Source organism: Cupriavidus lacunae (assembly GCF_003353055.1).
Classification (GTDB): Bacteria; Pseudomonadota; Gammaproteobacteria; order Burkholderiales; family Burkholderiaceae; genus Cupriavidus; species Cupriavidus lacunae.
Genome location: NZ_QKWJ01000001.1, coordinates 48,408 through 63,691, shown reverse-complemented (window position 1 = coordinate 63,691; position 15,284 = coordinate 48,408). Strand labels below are relative to the sequence as shown.

11 protein-coding genes are annotated in these 15,284 nt (G+C 66.7%); 4 read left to right on the top strand and 7 right to left on the bottom strand.

All coding sequences use genetic code 11. The annotated features are described in order from the left end of the window. Positions 1 to 38: 38 nt before the first annotated feature. The gene (locus DN412_RS00260) at positions 39 to 1,016 is read right to left on the bottom strand and encodes a Bug family tripartite tricarboxylate transporter substrate binding protein (protein ID WP_115012689.1); all 978 of its coding nucleotides are present in this window, start codon (positions 1,014 to 1,016) and stop codon (positions 39 to 41) included. 162 nt (positions 1,017 to 1,178) lie between these two features. Here DN412_RS00260 and DN412_RS00255 point away from each other — a divergent pair, with 162 nt between their 5' ends. Together DN412_RS00255 and katG are read left to right on the top strand one after the other, a co-directional pair. Next, positions 1,179 to 2,063 (top strand): LysR substrate-binding domain-containing protein, encoded by an 885-nt coding sequence (locus DN412_RS00255; RefSeq protein WP_115012688.1) that lies wholly within the window; start codon positions 1,179 to 1,181, stop codon positions 2,061 to 2,063. A gap of 237 nt (positions 2,064 to 2,300) precedes the next feature. Further along, positions 2,301 to 4,556 carry a catalase/peroxidase HPI gene (gene katG, locus DN412_RS00250; RefSeq protein ID WP_115012687.1) on the top strand — a complete coding sequence of 752 codons (2,256 nt, stop codon included), beginning with the start codon at positions 2,301 to 2,303 and terminating at the stop codon, positions 4,554 to 4,556. Positions 4,557 to 4,714: 158 nt separating this feature from the next. Here the strand turns inward: katG and DN412_RS00245 are convergent, their stop codons facing one another. From DN412_RS00245 to DN412_RS00235, 3 genes are all read right to left on the bottom strand, one after another. After that, a complete protein-coding gene (locus tag DN412_RS00245) occupies positions 4,715 to 5,188 on the bottom strand; it encodes an aminoacyl-tRNA deacylase (protein ID WP_115012961.1) in 474 nt (157 codons plus the stop codon). 177 nt (positions 5,189 to 5,365) lie between these two features. Then, positions 5,366 to 6,868, bottom strand: a complete 1,503-nt coding sequence (locus tag DN412_RS00240; protein WP_115012686.1) for a tripartite tricarboxylate transporter permease — start codon at positions 6,866 to 6,868, stop codon at positions 5,366 to 5,368. A 13-nt stretch (positions 6,869 to 6,881) separates the two neighbouring features. Beyond that, a complete protein-coding gene (locus DN412_RS00235) occupies positions 6,882 to 7,343 on the bottom strand; it encodes a tripartite tricarboxylate transporter TctB family protein (protein ID WP_078197356.1) in 462 nt (153 codons plus the stop codon). Between the two features lie 376 nt (positions 7,344 to 7,719). Between DN412_RS00235 and DN412_RS00230 the strand changes: the two genes are divergently transcribed. Next, complete coding sequence (locus tag DN412_RS00230) at positions 7,720 to 9,516, top strand: potassium/proton antiporter (protein WP_115012685.1); 1,797 nt, start codon at positions 7,720 to 7,722, stop codon at positions 9,514 to 9,516. A gap of 33 nt (positions 9,517 to 9,549) precedes the next feature. On the opposite strand, the gene DN412_RS00225 is transcribed toward DN412_RS00230, so the two are convergent. The 3 genes from DN412_RS00225 to DN412_RS00215 all read right to left on the bottom strand — a co-directional run bounded on the left by DN412_RS00225 (position 9,550) and on the right by DN412_RS00215 (position 12,346). Further along, a complete protein-coding gene (locus tag DN412_RS00225) occupies positions 9,550 to 10,545 on the bottom strand; it encodes a tripartite tricarboxylate transporter substrate binding protein (RefSeq protein WP_115012684.1) in 996 nt (331 codons plus the stop codon). A 28-nt stretch (positions 10,546 to 10,573) separates the two neighbouring features. Beyond that, the gene (locus tag DN412_RS00220; protein ID WP_115012683.1) at positions 10,574 to 11,029 is read right to left on the bottom strand and encodes a DUF2214 family protein; all 456 of its coding nucleotides are present in this window, start codon (positions 11,027 to 11,029) and stop codon (positions 10,574 to 10,576) included. Between the two features lie 96 nt (positions 11,030 to 11,125). Then, on the bottom strand, positions 11,126 to 12,346 hold the full coding sequence (locus DN412_RS00215) for a CaiB/BaiF CoA transferase family protein (protein ID WP_115012682.1): 1,221 nt from the start codon (positions 12,344 to 12,346) through the stop codon (positions 11,126 to 11,128). 297 nt (positions 12,347 to 12,643) lie between these two features. On the opposite strand from DN412_RS00215, the gene alaS reads away from it, so the two are divergent. Next, on the top strand, positions 12,644 to 15,268 hold the full coding sequence (gene alaS / locus DN412_RS00210) for an alanine--tRNA ligase (protein WP_115012681.1): 2,625 nt from the start codon (positions 12,644 to 12,646) through the stop codon (positions 15,266 to 15,268). Positions 15,269 to 15,284 lie beyond the last annotated feature (16 nt).

The following is a 15,284-nucleotide window of genomic DNA, read 5'->3' as shown; positions in this document are numbered from 1 at the left end:
CTTGTCTGTGTCCTTTTTCTCGCGCGCCTCGGTGACGCTTATTCTGCCGTGATCTTGCGATCCTTGATCAGCTTGCCCCAGCGCGCGCTGTCCTTCTTCACCATCGCGGCGAACTGCGCGGGCGTGCCGCCGACCGGCTCGGCGCCCAGCTTGCCCAGGCGCTCCTTCACGTCCGGCGACTGGATGGCCTTGTTGAACTCGGCATTGAGGCGGTTGACGATATCGGCCGGCAGGCCCTTGGGGCCATAGATGCCGAACCAGGTATCGGACTCGAAGCCGGGCAGGCCCGACTCACTTGCCGTGGGGATTTCCGGTGCCAGCGGCGAGCGCTTGGCGCTGGTCACCGCCAGTGCCTTGAGCTTGCCGTCCTTCACATGCGGCAGGCCCGAGACGATGCTGTCGAACAGCACCTGCACCTTGCCCGAGATCAGGTCCGGCACGGCCAGCGCGGTGCCGCGGTAGGGGATGTGGGTGATGAACACGCCCGCCTGCGCCTTGAAGGCCTCGGCGGTCAGGTGCACCACAGTGCCGTTGCCGCTCGAGGCGTAGTTCAGCTCGCCGGGATGCTTCTTGGCGTAGTCGATCAGCTCGCGCACGTTCTTGGCCGGCAGGCTGTTCGGCACCACCAGCAGGTTGGTGGCGATCGCCACCTGGCCGACCGGGGTGAAGTCGGTCTCGGTGTTGTACGGCAGGCGGGGGTTGATATACGGCCCGATGGAATGCGTGCTGGTGGTCGCGATCAGCAGCGTGTAGCCGTCGGGCGCGGCCTTGGCGGCCATGTCCGAGCCGATCGCGCCGCCGGCGCCGGGGCGGTTGTCGACCACGATCTGCTGGCCCATGCTGGCGCCCACCTTCTGCGCGATGGCGCGCGCCAGCAGGTCGGTCGCGCCGCTGGCCGGGAAGGGCACGATCAGGCGGATCGGCTTGGTGGGATAGGTGTCGGCCAGTGCGGGCGTGGCGGCCAGGCACATGCCGCAGCCAAGGGCAATGCCGAAGCGGCGCAGCCAGGATCTCATTTGTGTCTCCGGTGTCAGGCGCATGGCCCCGATTGATGATCGGCCTTCATTATTCCGTGCTGCCGGTCACAAAGAAAGCTAATATTTCTTTCCAGTGTCACAAGGAAATCTTAAGGATTGTGCCTTGGCGGCATATGCCTGACTCTTCATTTTCGTGGGCCGATGAGCACTGTCCGCTTCCTCCGTACCTTTGTCGCCGTGGCCGAGCACGGCTCCTTTGCCGCCGCCGCCGGGCAGGTGGCGCTGACCCAGGCCGCCGTCAGCCTGCAGATGCGCGCGCTGGAGACCGAATTGCGCCGCGAGCTGTTCGACCGCAGCGGCCGCGTGGCCGTGCTTAATGCCGACGGGCGCGCGCTGCTGCCGCAGGCGCGGCGCATGTTGTCGCTGTATGACGAGATGCGCCTGCCGCTGGCCTCGGACGAGGCCATGGCGGGTGCGGTGGCGGTGGGCGCGGTGGTATCCGTGATGGGCGGCCTGTCACACGCGGTGGCGCATATGAAGCGCGCGTATCCCGCGCTGGACGTGCGCCTGGTCGGCGCCAAGTCGATCGAGCTGGCGGCGCAGGTCGAAGCCGGCGAGCTGGATGCCGCCATCCTGGTGGAGGGCGCCGCGCGCATGCCCGGCACGCTGCGCTGGACGCCGCTGTACCAGGAGCCGCTGGTGGCGATCGCGGCGCGGGGCAGCCCGGGCCGCGACGCGCGCGAGGCGCTTGCCACCAATCCCTACCTGCGTTTCGACCGCAGCCAGCGCACCGGCGTGCTGGTCGAGCGCGCGCTGCGCCGCGCGCACCTGAAGGTCAACGAGTTCCTGGAGCTGAACGCGATCGAGGCGCTGGTGGAACTGGTGCGCCAGGAGGTCGGCGTGACCGTGGTGCCGCTGCTGCGCCGCGCGCGCTGGCGCGACGACGAGGCCCTGCGCATCCTGCCGCTGCTGGTCAACGGCGAGCCCGTGATGCGCCACATCGGCATGCTGGAACGGCGCGACCACGGGCGCGGGCAGGTCACCGCGGCGGTGCGCGCGGCCTGCAGCGAATTGTTCGGCGCGTAGCTGCTCCCCTGCCTGACTGCCATAACCAAGACCTATCGGCAGGATAGTCAGAAACGCATTCTCCTGAAGATCACTATTGCATATATTCTGGTTGCGGACGGCCGCTGATGTGGCCCGACTCGCCATGGGCGCCACGACCTCCCGCGTTGGCGCACGCCCTCGCGCGCCCGCTGATCGCCCGAACCTTTGACGCCGTTGCTGCAGGCGTGTTCAGTACGTCCCTACATGGAGAAACGTATGTCAAACGAAGCAAAGTGTCCCTTCAGCCATGCCGCCGGCGGCGGCACGACGAATCGTGACTGGTGGCCGAACCAGTTGCGCCTGGACCTGCTGAGCCAGCATTCCAGCAAGTCCAACCCGATGGGCGGCGACTTCAACTATGCCAAGGCCTTCAAGAGTCTCGACTTCGCAGCAGTGAAGAAGGACCTGGCCGCGCTGATGACTGACTCGCAAGACTGGTGGCCGGCGGACTTCGGCCACTACGGCCCGCTGTTTATCCGCATGGCCTGGCACAGCGCCGGCACCTACCGCATTGGCGATGGCCGCGGTGGTGCAGGGCGCGGCCAGCAGCGTTTCGCACCGCTCAACAGCTGGCCGGACAACGCCAGCCTGGATAAGGCGCGCCGCCTGTTATGGCCGATCAAGCAGAAGTACGGCCAGAAGATCTCCTGGGCCGACCTGATGATCCTGGCCGGCAACGTCGCGCTCGAGACCATGGGCTTCAAGACCTTCGGCTTCGGCGGTGGCCGGGAAGACACCTGGGAACCGGATGCGGATGTCTCCTGGGGCAAGGAAAAGACCTGGCTGGGCGGTGACCTCCGCTACGGCAAGGGTGCTGCCGGCAAGGATGAAGGCGTGATCGTGGCCGACGAGGCATTGCATGGCGCCGAGACCAGCCGCACCGACCCCGGACGCAACCTGGAGAACCCGCTGGCCGCCGTGCAGATGGGCCTGATCTACGTGAACCCGGAAGGCCCCGACGGCAATCCGGACCCGCTCGCCGCGGCGCACGACATCCGCGAATCGTTCGGGCGTATGGCCATGGACGACGAGGAGACCGTCGCGCTGATTGCCGGTGGGCATGCCTTCGGCAAGACCCACGGTGCCGGTCCCGCGGACAACATCGGGCCCGAACCCGAGGGCGCCGGTTTCGAACGCCAGGGCCTGGGATGGGCGAGCACCTTTGGCACCGGCAAGGGTGCCGACACGATCACCAGCGGCCTGGAGGTGACCTGGAGCAGTACCCCGACGAAGTGGGGCAATAGCTATCTGGAGAGCCTGTTTGGCAACGAATGGGAGCTGACCAAGAGCCCTGCCGGTGCCAACCAGTGGGTGGCCAAGGATGCCGGGGAAACCATCCCGCACGCTTACGATCCTTCGAAGAAGCTGCGGCCGACGATGCTGACCACGGATCTGTCGCTGCGTTTCGACCCGGCCTACGAGAAGATCTCGCGGCGCTTCCTGGCGCATCCTGAACAGCTCGCCGATGCCTTTGCCCGCGCCTGGTTCAAGCTGATCCACCGCGACATGGGCCCGCGCGCCCGCTACCTAGGCCCGGAAGTGCCGGCCGAAGAGCTGCTCTGGCAGGATCCCATCCCGGCGGTAGATCATCCGCTGGTCAACGAGCAGGACGTCGCCGCGCTCAAGCAGAAGATCCTGGCGTCGGGGCTGCCGGTCTCGCAACTGGTGCAGACCGCCTGGGCCTCGGCATCCACCTTCCGCGGCTCGGACAAGCGCGGTGGCGCCAATGGCGCGCGCATCCGCCTGGCGCCGCAGAAGGACTGGGCAGCCAACCAGCCAGAGCAGTTGGCGAAGGTGCTGAAGGTCCTCGAAGGGATCCAGGCCGAGTTCAACGGCGCACAGTCCGGCGGCAAGAAGATCTCGCTCGCCGACCTGATCGTGCTGGCCGGTGGCGCGGGAATCGAGCAGGCGGCGCAGAAGGCCAGCCAGCGGGTGACCGTGCCATTTACGCCGGGCCGCATGGACGCCTCGCAGGAACAGACCGACGTGCAATCCGTCGGGGCGCTCGAGCCGATTGCAGATGGCTTCCGCAACTTCCTGAAGGGGAAGTACAGCATTTCGGCGGAGGACTTGCTGGTCGACAAGGCGCAATTGCTGACCCTGACCGCACCCGAGATGACGGTGCTGATCGGCGGACTGCGCGTCCTGAATGTCCACACCGGGCAGGATGCGCACGGTGTCTTCACCGACCGGCCCGAAACGCTGACCAACGACTTCTTCCGCAACCTGCTCGACATGCGTACGGAATGGAAGCCGCTGTCCGAGGCTCGGGACGTGTTCGAAGGGAGCGACCGCAAGACCGGCCAGCGCAAGTGGAGCGGCACCCGCGTCGACCTGGTGTTCGGGGCGAATTCCCAGCTGCGGGCCCTTTGCGAGGTCTACGCCAGCGAGGACGCGCAGCAGAAGTTCGTCGGTGACTTTGTCGCCGCGTGGGTCAAGGTGATGAACCTTGACCGGTTCGACGTCGCTTGAGCACCTGAGCGCTTCAGCGCTCGCATGGCCCCGTCAGGGTACTCATCCCTGACGGGGCTTTCTTCATCCAGACGTGAGCGAGGGGGGGCGGCAGCGTGCAATGAAAAGCGGCCGGCAAGCGCCGGCCGCGTGGCCTGGCCAGGGCATTGAAACCTGGCCTACATCATCCTGTGCGCAAAATGCCCGCGCTTCGCGTCGGCCATCAGGTCGAGGAACTGACCGGTGCTCATGTGCACCAGTTCCTGGTGGTCGCCCGCCTCGAAATAGACGTCGGGATGCGTCAGCAGGCTGTCGTCGAGCCAGGTCTGCGTGCCGTACGCCATGCCGACCGGCGGGATCGCGCCCTGGTCGCAGTCGCGGAACACTTCGCGCACGCCGTCCTCGTGTGCCAGCGTCAGCTTGCGGCCGGTCTGCTCGCGGATCTCCGACAGTTTCAGGTGGTGCGTCGAAGGAATCACGGCCGCGACGTAGCCGCCGCCGTCTTCCAGCAGGATAGTCTTGGCCAGGCGGTCTCCGGGAATGTGCGCAGCCTGCGCAGTGGCCATGCTGCTGAGGCTGTAGGGGTGCCGAACGGTGTCGAACTGGCTCTGCCTCTTGCTCAGGCACTTCGCCAGCGTGGTAGCCATGGTCATGATCTCAACCTCCATCGCGTAGAGGCGACAGTTGTCCGAGTGCTATCAATATAGTTCGTCACGCGGCGGGCAGCGGTCGGGCGGAGCCGGAACATGGCGGCAAGCACAAAAAAAGGGCACCTTGCGGTGCCCTTAGTGCGTTGTGCCGCCGGCGCCAGGGCCGGCGATATTCCCTGCTTATTCTTCCTGGAACGCTTCCTCGCGCTTGGACTTGATCGACGGCATCGCCACGACCAGCACCAGCACCGCAGCGGCGATCAGCAGGCCCAGCGACAGCGGGCGCGTCACGAACACGCTGAAGTCACCACGCGACAGCAGCAGCGAGCGGCGGAAGTTCTCTTCCATCATCGGCCCCAGCACGAAACCCAGCAGCAGCGGAGCGGGTTCGCACTTGAGCTTGATGAACAGGTAGCCGATCACGCCGAAGGCCGCGGTCTGGAACACGTCGAAAGTGGTGTTCTGGACCGAGTATACGCCGATGCAGCAGAACGTCAGGATGGCCGGGTACAGGTAACGGTAAGGTACCTTCAGCAGCTTCACCCAGATACCGATCAGCGGCAGGTTCAGCACGATCAGCATGAAGTTGCCGATCCACATCGAGGCGATCAGGCCCCAGAACAGCGCCGGGTTGCTGGTCATCACCTGCGGGCCGGGCTGGATGTTGTGGATGGTCATCGCACCCACCATCAGCGCCATCACCGCGTTGGGCGGAATGCCCAGCGTCAGCAGCGGGATGAACGAAGTCTGCGCCGCGGCGTTGTTGGCCGATTCCGGACCTGCCACGCCTTCGATTGCACCCTTGCCGAACTCATGCGAGTACTTCGAGGTCTTCTTTTCCAGCGAGTAGGCTGCGAACGACGCCAGCGCCGCACCGCCGCCCGGCAGGATGCCCAGCGCCGAACCCAGCACCGTGCCGCGCAGCACCGCCGGGATCATGCGCTTGAAGTCTTCCTTGGTCGGGAACAGGTTGGTAATGTGGTCGGTGAAGGTCTCGCGATGTTCCTTCTGCTCCAGGTTGGCGATGATTTCAGCAAAGCCGAACACACCCATTGCCACCGAAACGAAGTTCAGGCCGTCGGTCAGTTCCGGCACGTCGAACGAGAAGCGCGCGGCGCCCGAGTTCACGTCGGTACCCACCAGGCCCAGCAGCAGGCCCAGCACGATCATGGCAATTGCCTTGACCAGCGAACCCGAAGCCAGCACCACGGCGCCGATCAGGCCCAGCACCATCAGCGAGAAGTATTCGGCGGGGCCGAACTTGAATGCCAGTTCCGACAGCGGCGCGGCAAAGGCGGCCAGGATCAGGGTGGCCACGCAGCCAGCGAAGAACGAGCCCAGGCCGGCTGTGGCCAATGCCACCCCCGCTCGTCCTCGCCTTGCCATCTGGTAGCCATCGATGGTTGTCACCACCGAGGACGATTCACCAGGCAGGTTCACCAGGATGGCGGTGGTCGAGCCGCCGTACTGGGCGCCGTAGTAGATACCGGCCAGCATGATCAGCGCGGCCACCGGCGGCAGCGTGTAGGTCACCGGCAGCAGCATGGCGATGGTGGCCAGCGGCCCCAGGCCCGGCAGCACGCCGATCAGGGTACCCAGCACGCAGCCCAGGAAGGCGTACGCGAGGTTCTGGAAGGTCAGGGCGGTGGAAAAGCCCAGACCCAGGTTGGCGAGTAGTTCCATGTTGGCGGCCTCCTTAGCTTGCCAGGAAAGCCGGCCACACCGGCATCTGCAGGTTGATGCCGTACACGAACGCGCCCATGCTGATCAGCACCAGGATGATGGCGTTCAGGATGGCACCCTTCCAGCTGAACTCGTGGCTGGCCATCGACGACACCAGCACCAGCACCAGCACCGACAGCACCATGCCCAGCGGCTTGAGCATCAGGCCGAACAGCACCACCGCACCGAGGATCCACAACAGCGTCTTGATGTCCCAGCGGGCCAGGCTGTCTTGTTCCGCCTTGGAAGACAGCGCGCCCCACAGCACCAGCGCGCCCAGCAGGGCGAGCACGATGCCAAGCCAGAACGGGAAATATCCCGGTCCCATTTTTGCGGCGGTTCCCATGGAATAACCGCGCGCGACCCAGGAAAAGCCGAATCCGACCAGAATGAACATCAGGCCGGAGGCAAAGTCCTTTTGGCTACGTATGCGCAAAGTGAATCTCCTCGATAAGACTGCTTTGAAAACTGCGGCTGGCCTCCTTATTGCCTTTGTTGCGTTGCATCAAGGCGGCATTTTTCGGAGGCCCTCCTGCGGGCAGGGTGGAAGTTAAGGGGGCGACCTTTCAGCTACCTTTCAGATGTCTGCAAACAGGGTCATGCTGAGGGTATCCCCTAGTGAAAGAGCGCATAAAAGTCCGGCTGGGCCAGTCTGGAGGCGGCCTGGCGGACAGATGCGCCATCCCGTGGCCGGCCCGCTGCGCTATCATCCGGAGCGGTTCGGAGGGGGGGCTGGAGCCACGCAGCGGCACCAGCTGCTGCAAGGTTTGAAAGGTTTCGCAAGGGAACGCTTACGCAACACAAGGGGCCGTTTGGAAACCATCGACCACGTCATCCTGCTCGGCGCCATCGTGATGTCGCTGGGCATCGTGCTGGGTGCGTTCTCGGCACGCTTCGGCGTGCCGTTCCTGCTGGTCTTCCTGGCCGTGGGCATGCTCGCCGGCGTGGATGGCCCGGGCGGCATCCGCTTCTCCGATACCTGGCTCAGCTTCCTGGTCGGCAACCTGGCACTGGCGGTGATCCTGCTCGACGGCGGCTTGCGCACGCGCCTTGCGACCTTCCGGGTGGCGCTCAAGCCGTCTTTGTCGCTGGCGACAGTGGGGGTGCTGGTGACGGCCGGGCTGGTGGGCGTGTTCGCCGCGTGGCTGCTGGGCATCGACTGGCGGCTCGGGCTGCTGCTGGGGGCCATCGTCGGCTCGACCGACGCGGCCGCGGTGTTCTCGCTGCTGAACAGCAGTGGCATCCGGCTCAAGGACCGGGTCGCGAGCGTGCTGGAGATCGAATCCGGCATCAATGACCCGATGGCGATCTTCCTGACCCTGACGCTGATCGAATGGCTGACCGCCCCTGAAGGCCTGACGCCGCTGGGCCTGGCCCTGCGGCTGCTGGTGCAGTTCGGCGTGGGCGGCGCGCTTGGCCTGGGGCTTGGCTATTGCCTGGCCAATGTGCTGGAGCGTATCCGGGTGGCCGAGGGGCTGCAGGCGATCCTGCTGTGCTCGGGCGGCGCGATGGTCTTTGCCATCGTGCAGACCGCCGGGGGCAGCGGCTTCCTGGCGGTGTACCTGACCGGCATGCTGATCGGCAACCGGGAGCGCGCGGTCACCGCGGACACCATGCGCGCCATGGACGGCATGGCCTGGCTGGCGCAGTCGGCCATGTTCCTGCTGCTGGGCTTGCTGGTGGCGCCGCACCGGATCTGGGAGGTGGCCGGCCCGGCGGTGGCCGTGGCGGCCTTCCTGATGCTGGTGGCGCGCCCCGTGGCGGTGTGGCTGGCGCTGCTGCCGTTCCGCTTCAATGCGCGCGAGACCGGCTTTATCGCCTGGATGGGCCTGCGCGGCGCGGTGCCGATCGTGCTGGCGCTGTTCCCGCTGCTGCGCGAGGTGCCGCAAGCGGGGCTGCTGTTCCGCATTGCCTTTGCCGTGGTGCTGGCGAGCCTGCTGTTCCAGGGCACCACGGTGTCGCTGGCCGCGCGGCTGGCGCGCGTGCTGCGCCCCGGCTACCCCGAGCCGCTGGCGCGTTCGCGCCTGCGCGGCACGCGCGCGCCGATCCTGGAAGTGATGCAGTTCGAGGTGGGTCCCAACGCGCCCGTCGAGAACGTGCGTGCCGACCAGCTGGAGCTGCCGCCGCGCTGCCGGCTGATGACGGTAGCGCGCGACGATGCGCTGGCGGTGCTGGACCAGACCGTGCTGCGCGCCGGCGACAGCGTCTCGGTGCTGGCCCCGGTGACGAGCCTGCCGATGCTGTCGGCGCTGTTCCAGGCGCCGGGCCGCGCGCCCACCTGGGAGCAGGCCTCGCACGATTTCCTGCTGTCGGGCGATGCGCTGCTGCGCGATGTGGCGGCGCTGTACGGCACGCGCGCGCTGGCGCCGGAAGACGCGCCGCTGACGCTCGAGGCTGCCATGCTGCGGGCCTTCACCTCGCCGCCGGTGGAGGGCGACAGCGTCGAGATCGCCGGCCTGCCGCTGACGGTGACGCGCATGGAGGGTGCGCGGATCCTGCAGGTGGGACTGCTGCTGCCGCGGCTGGAGGGGGATTCGGGCGGGCGGCTATGGCCGCGGCGCAGAAAGGATGGTGGCGCCAGGAGCGGGGAGGGCGCCGAGGCGGAGTAGGGACAAGAAAGGCGGCCGTGGCCGCCTTTTCTATTAGTCCACCTTCGCCCCGGACACCTTCACGATCTGCGCGTACTTCTTCAGTTCGCGCTGGACCAGCGCCGCGAACTGCTCGGGCGTGGTCGGCGCCGGCTGTGCGCCGATGCGGGCCAGGCGGGCCTTCATGTCGTCGGTCTTCAGGATCGCCACGATCTCGTGGTTGAGCCGCTCGACGATCTCGCGCGGGGTGTTGGCCGGCGCGAACACGCCGAACCACGTTGAGATGTCGAAGCCTTCCAGGCCCAGCCCCTTGCCGGCTTCGGCAATGGTCGGCAGTTCCGGGAACGCCGCCGCGCGGCTGGCGGTGGTGACGGCAAAGGCCTTGAGCTTGCCCGCCTTGATATTGGCCGAGCCCGAAGCCAGGTTGTCGAAGATCAGGTCGGTCTGGCCCGACAGCACCGACAGCTGCGCCGGCGACGCGCCGTTGTACGGGATATGGACCATGCTGATCTTCGCCATGCTCTTGAACAGCTCGCCCGACAGGTGCCCGGCGCTGCCGTTGCCGCCCGAGGCGTAGTCCAGCTTGCCCGGGTTCTTGCGCGCGTACGCGACCAGGTCGCGCACATTGTTGATGTGCAGCTCGGCGGCCTTGCCCGGGTGCATCACCAGCACGTTGGGCACGTCGGCCACCAGCGTGACCGGGGCGAAGTCCTTGACCGGGTCGTACGGCATCTTGCTGAACAGCGTCGGGTTGATGGCGTGCGTGGCCACCGCGCCCATGACGATGGTGTAGCCGTCGGCCGGCTGCTTGGCGACGTAGTCCGCGCCCAGGTTGCCGCCCGCGCCGGGCTTGTTCTCGACCACCACCGGCTGGCCCAGGCTGTCGCGCAGCTTCTCGCCGATGGCGCGCGCGACGGTGTCGAGCGGGCCGCCGGCCGGGTAGGGCACCACGAAGCGGACCGGCTTGGTCGGATAGGTATTGGTGGCCGCCACGGCGGCGGCGGGCAGCAGCGCCGCGGTCAGCGCGGCGGCAAGCAGTTTCTTCAGCATGTCTCGGACTTCAGGGGGATTGGGATACTTATCTGGCGCCGATGCCCCGCGCCATCATGACCGCGCACAGCGGCAGCAGGATCACCAGGTGGGCTTCGATCATGACCCAGCGGCGGGCGGCCTTCAGTTCCGACGGCGGCGGCACGTAGTCGGGCAGCCGGCGCGCCTGCTTGCGCCAGCGCGCAATGGCAAAGGTCGGCGGCAGCGAGCACAGCGCGATCAGCACGAACACGCCCATCTTGGCGTGGAACCACGGGTTGTGCAGGTAGAAGCCGACACCCTTGGCGCCGTAGAACAGGCGCAGCAGGCCGGTGGCCAGCACCACCATCGCGGACAGGAAATAGAACAGGTCGTACAGCGACAGGCGCCGCACGGTGGCCGGCGTGATGTCCGGGCGCAGCACCACGGCCTCGGCGGCCATCAGGGTGATCAGGACGAAGATCGCAAGGAAGTGCAGGAAGGCCAGCAGGGCATCGGTCAGCATGGGTTCTCCTCTGGTGCTTCGGTCAGGAAGGGAATGGCTTCCGGAAATCGCAGCACCGTTGGCGGGCCGAAGCCCGCCGACGGTCGGAGGAGAATCTTACAGCACACCCTTTGCACGCAGTGCTTCGATCTGCGCTGCGCTGTAGCCCAGCGTGTCGGCCAGCACCGTGTCGGTGTGCTCGCCCAGCAGCGGCGGGTGGCGCAGCGCCTGCGGCGGCGTGGCGCTCATCTTGATCGGGCTGCCCACCAGCTTGACTTCGCCGGCGCTGGGGTGGGGCAGGTCCACGCGCAGGCCGCGCGCCTTGACCTGGTCGTCCTCGAACACGTCGTCGAGGGTGTTGATCGGGCCGCACGGCACGCCGGCGGCCTCCAGGTCGCGGATCCACTGGTCGCGGGTGCGCGGGCGCACCATCTCGGCCAGGATCGGCACCAGCACGTCGCGGTTGGCCACGCGCTGCGGGTTGGTGGCAAAGCGCGGGTCGTCGGCCAGCTCGGGCTTGCCGCCGTCGGCCACGAACTTGCGGAACTGCCCGTCGTTGCCCACCGCGACGATGATCCAGCCATCGGCGGCCTGGAAGGTCTGGTAGGGAACGATATTGGGATGCGCATTGCCCCAGCGGCGCGGCGCCTCGCCGCTGGCCAGGTAGTTGGTGTTCATATTGGCCAGCATCGCCACCTGCACGTCCAGCAGGGCCATGTCGATGTACTGGCCCTCGCCGGTGCGGTCGCGGTGCGCCAGCGCCGCCAGCACGGCGATGGTGGCGTACTGGCCGGTCATCAGGTCGGAAATGGCCACGCCGGCCTTCTGCGGGCCGCCGCCGGGCAGGTCGTCGCGCTCGCCGGTCAGGCTCATGAAGCCGCCCATGCCCTGGATGATGAAGTCGTAGCCCGGGCGCGCGGCGTACGGGCCGGTCTGGCCGAAGCCGGTGACCGAGCAGTAGATCAGGTTGGGCTTGACCAGTTTGAGCGATTCATAGTCCAGGCCGTACTTCCTGAGCTGGCCGACCTTGTAGTTCTCGAGCACCACGTCGCTCTGCGCCGCCAGCTCGCGCACGATCTGCTGGCCGTCCGGCGTGCTGATGTCGCAGGTCACCGAGCGCTTGTTGCGGTTGGCGGCGAGGTAGTAGGCGGCTTCGGCGGTGTCGCGGCCGTCCTCGTCCTTGAGCCAGGGCGGGCCCCAGGTGCGGGTGTCGTCGCCGGCGCCGGGGCGCTCGATCTTGATCACGTCGGCGCCAAAATCGGCAAGGTTCTGGGCGCACCACGGCCCGGCAAGCACGCGGGTCAGGTCGAGGACGCGGAGATGGCTTAAGGCTCCCATGGCGGTAGTCAATGCTGAGGGTGAGGCGGGAATCGGTCGCAAATGCGAGAGGTCGGCGCACCCCGTGAAGCCGGGGCCGGCGCGAGTTGCCTGCACTGTACCACCGGCCAATCGCCGATGCGTCGTTGAGTGCTGCATAGGGCTCTTTCTGTGGCGGGATTTGGGCGATAGCCGGCCGGGTCCGCGGTGCCGTGCCTGACGTGCCCGGCAGGCTGCCTTGCCCGTATAATCAACGGTTTGCAAATCCAATACTGATTCGTCGCGCCCGGCCACGCCAGGGCAAGCGTCCGCCATCCCATGAAAGTCTCAGACATTCGCAGCAAGTTCCTGCAGTTCTTCGAATCGAAGGGCCATACCGTGGTCCGCTCGTCCAGCCTGGTGCCGGCGAACGACCCGACGCTGCTGTTTACCAATTCCGGCATGGTGCAGTTCAAGGACGTGTTCCTGGGCACCGACAAGCGGCCGTACACCCGCGCCACTTCGTCGCAGCGCTCGGTGCGCGCCGGCGGCAAGCACAACGACCTCGAGAACGTGGGCTACACCGCCCGCCACCATACGTTCTTCGAGATGCTGGGCAACTTCTCGTTTGGCGACTACTTCAAGCGCGAGGCCATCCAGTACGCGTGGGAACTGCTGACCAAGACCTACCAGCTGCCGGCAGAGAAGCTGTGGGTGACGGTCTACGCGGAAGACGACGAGGCCTACGACATCTGGGCCAAGGAAGTGGGTGTGCCGGCCGAGCGCATCGTGCGCATCGGCGACAACAAGGGCGCGCGCTACGCCTCGGACAACTTCTGGCAGATGGCCGACACCGGCCCGTGCGGCCCGTGCTCGGAAATCTTCTACGACCACGGCCCGGACGTGTGGGGCGGCCCCCCGGGATCGCCCGAGGAAGACGGCGACCGCTACATCGAGATCTGGAACCTGGTGTTCATGCAGTTCAACCGCGACGAGCAGGGCAACATGACGCCGCTGCCCAAGCCGTGCGTGGACACCGGGATGGGCCTGGAGCGCATTGCCGCGGTGCTGCAGCATGTGCACAGCAACTATGAGATCGACCTGTTCCAGGCGCTGATCAAAGCCGCCGGGCGTGAAACCCATATCGACAACCTGAACCAGAACTCGCTGAAGGTCATTGCCGACCATATCCGCGCGTGCTCGTTCCTGATCGTCGACGGCGTGATCCCCGGCAACGAAGGCCGCGGCTACGTGCTGCGCCGGATCATCCGCCGCGCCATCCGCCACGGCTACAAGCTGGGCCAGAAGACGCCGTTCTTCCACAAGCTGGTGCCCGACCTGGTCGCCCAGATGGGCGAGGCCTATCCGGAACTGGCCGAAGCGCAGTCGCGCGTGACCGAAGTGCTGAAGGCCGAGGAAGAGCGCTTCTTCGAGACCATCGAAAACGGCATGACTATCCTCGACGCCGCGCTGGCCGAGCTCAAGCTCAAGGGCGGCAAGACGCTCGACGGCGAACTCGCGTTCAAGCTGCACGACACTTTCGGCTTCCCGCTGGATCTGACGCAGGATGTGTGCCGCGAGCAGGAAATCGGCGTGGACGAAGCCGCTTTCGACGCCGCCATGACCCGCCAGCGCGAGCAGGCTCGTGCCGCCGGCAAGTTCAAGATGGCCGCGGGCCTGGAGTACACCGGTGACAAGACCGTGTTCCACGGCTACGAGAAGCTGGAACTGCCACAGGCGAAGGTCATTGCGCTGTATGTGGACGGCGCCGTTGTCGACACCATGCAGCCGGGCCAGACCGGCGTGGTGGTGCTCGACAACACCCCGTTCTACGCCGAATCCGGCGGCCAGGCCGGCGACCAGGGCGTGCTGAAGGCCGGCAATGCTGTCTTTGCCGTAGCGGACACTACCAAGGTCCAGGCCGATGTGTTCGGCCACCAGGGCACGCTGCAAGGCGGCGCGCTCAAGGCGGGCGATGCCGTGTCGGCCCAGGTCGACGCGCAGCGCCGCGCGCGCACCGTGCGCAACCACTCGGCTACCCACCTGATGCACAAGGCCCTGCGCGAAGTGCTGGGCAGCCACGTGCAGCAGAAGGGCTCGCTGGTGGATGCGGACAAGACCCGCTTCGACTTCTCGCACAACGCCGCGCTGACCGACGAGCAGATCCGCCGTGTGGAAGAGATCGTCAACGCCGAGATCCTGCGCAACGACGACACGCATGCCGAGATCATGCCGTTCGACGATGCGGTCAAGAGCGGCGCGATGGCACTGTTCGGCGAGAAGTACGCCGACGACGTGCGCGTGCTGTCGATCGGCACCTCGAAGGAACTGTGCGGCGGCACCCACGTGCACCGCACCGGCGATATCGGCCTGTTCAAGATCGTGATGGAAGGCGGCGTCGCTGCCGGCATCCGCCGCGTGGAAGCCATTACCGGCGACAACGCGCTGCACTACCTGCAGGGCCTGGATGCCAAGCTCAACGAAGCCGCCGCCGTGCTGAAGGCCCAGCCGTCGGAACTGGTGCCGCGCATTGGCCAGGTGCAGGACCAGGTGCGCGCGCTGGAGAAGGAACTGGAACGCCTGAAGAGCAAGCTGGCCGCCTCGCAGGGCGACGAGTTGGCCGCGCAGGCGGTCGATATCAAGGGCCTGAAGGTGCTGGCTGCGCAGCTGGACGGCGCCGACGTGAAGACCCTGCGCGAGACCATGGACAAGCTCAAGGACAAGCTGCAGAGCGCGGCCATCGTGCTGGGTGCGGTGTCCGACGGCAAGGTCAGCCTGATCGCTGGCGTCACCGCCGATGCCACGGGCAAGGTCAAGGCCGGCGAGCTGGTCAACTTTGTCGCGCAGCAAGTGGGCGGCAAGGGTGGTGGCCGCCCCGACATGGCCCAGGCTGGCGGCACCGAGCCGGCCAAGCTGCCGCAGGCGCTGGCGGGTGTCAGCGAGTGGGTGGCAAGCAAGGTTTGATCGGCCGAGGGGAATA

What these genes read in the sequence shown, in the direction of transcription:
- DN412_RS00260 (WP_115012689.1), bottom strand. Translation starts at nt 1,016, where the DNA reads ATGAGATCCTGGCTGCGCCGCTTCGGCATTGCCCTTGGCTGCGGCATG.
- DN412_RS00255 (WP_115012688.1), top strand. Translation starts at nt 1,179, where the DNA reads ATGAGCACTGTCCGCTTCCTCCGTACCTTTGTCGCCGTGGCCGAGCAC.
- katG (WP_115012687.1), top strand. Translation starts at nt 2,301, where the DNA reads ATGTCAAACGAAGCAAAGTGTCCCTTCAGCCATGCCGCCGGCGGCGGC.
- DN412_RS00245 (WP_115012961.1), bottom strand. Translation starts at nt 5,188, where the DNA reads ATGACCATGGCTACCACGCTGGCGAAGTGCCTGAGCAAGAGGCAGAGC.
- DN412_RS00240 (WP_115012686.1), bottom strand. Translation starts at nt 6,868, where the DNA reads ATGGAACTACTCGCCAACCTGGGTCTGGGCTTTTCCACCGCCCTGACC.
- DN412_RS00225 (WP_115012684.1), bottom strand. Translation starts at nt 10,545, where the DNA reads ATGCTGAAGAAACTGCTTGCCGCCGCGCTGACCGCGGCGCTGCTGCCC.
- DN412_RS00220 (WP_115012683.1), bottom strand. Translation starts at nt 11,029, where the DNA reads ATGCTGACCGATGCCCTGCTGGCCTTCCTGCACTTCCTTGCGATCTTC.
- DN412_RS00215 (WP_115012682.1), bottom strand. Translation starts at nt 12,346, where the DNA reads ATGGGAGCCTTAAGCCATCTCCGCGTCCTCGACCTGACCCGCGTGCTT.
- alaS (WP_115012681.1), top strand. Translation starts at nt 12,644, where the DNA reads ATGAAAGTCTCAGACATTCGCAGCAAGTTCCTGCAGTTCTTCGAATCG.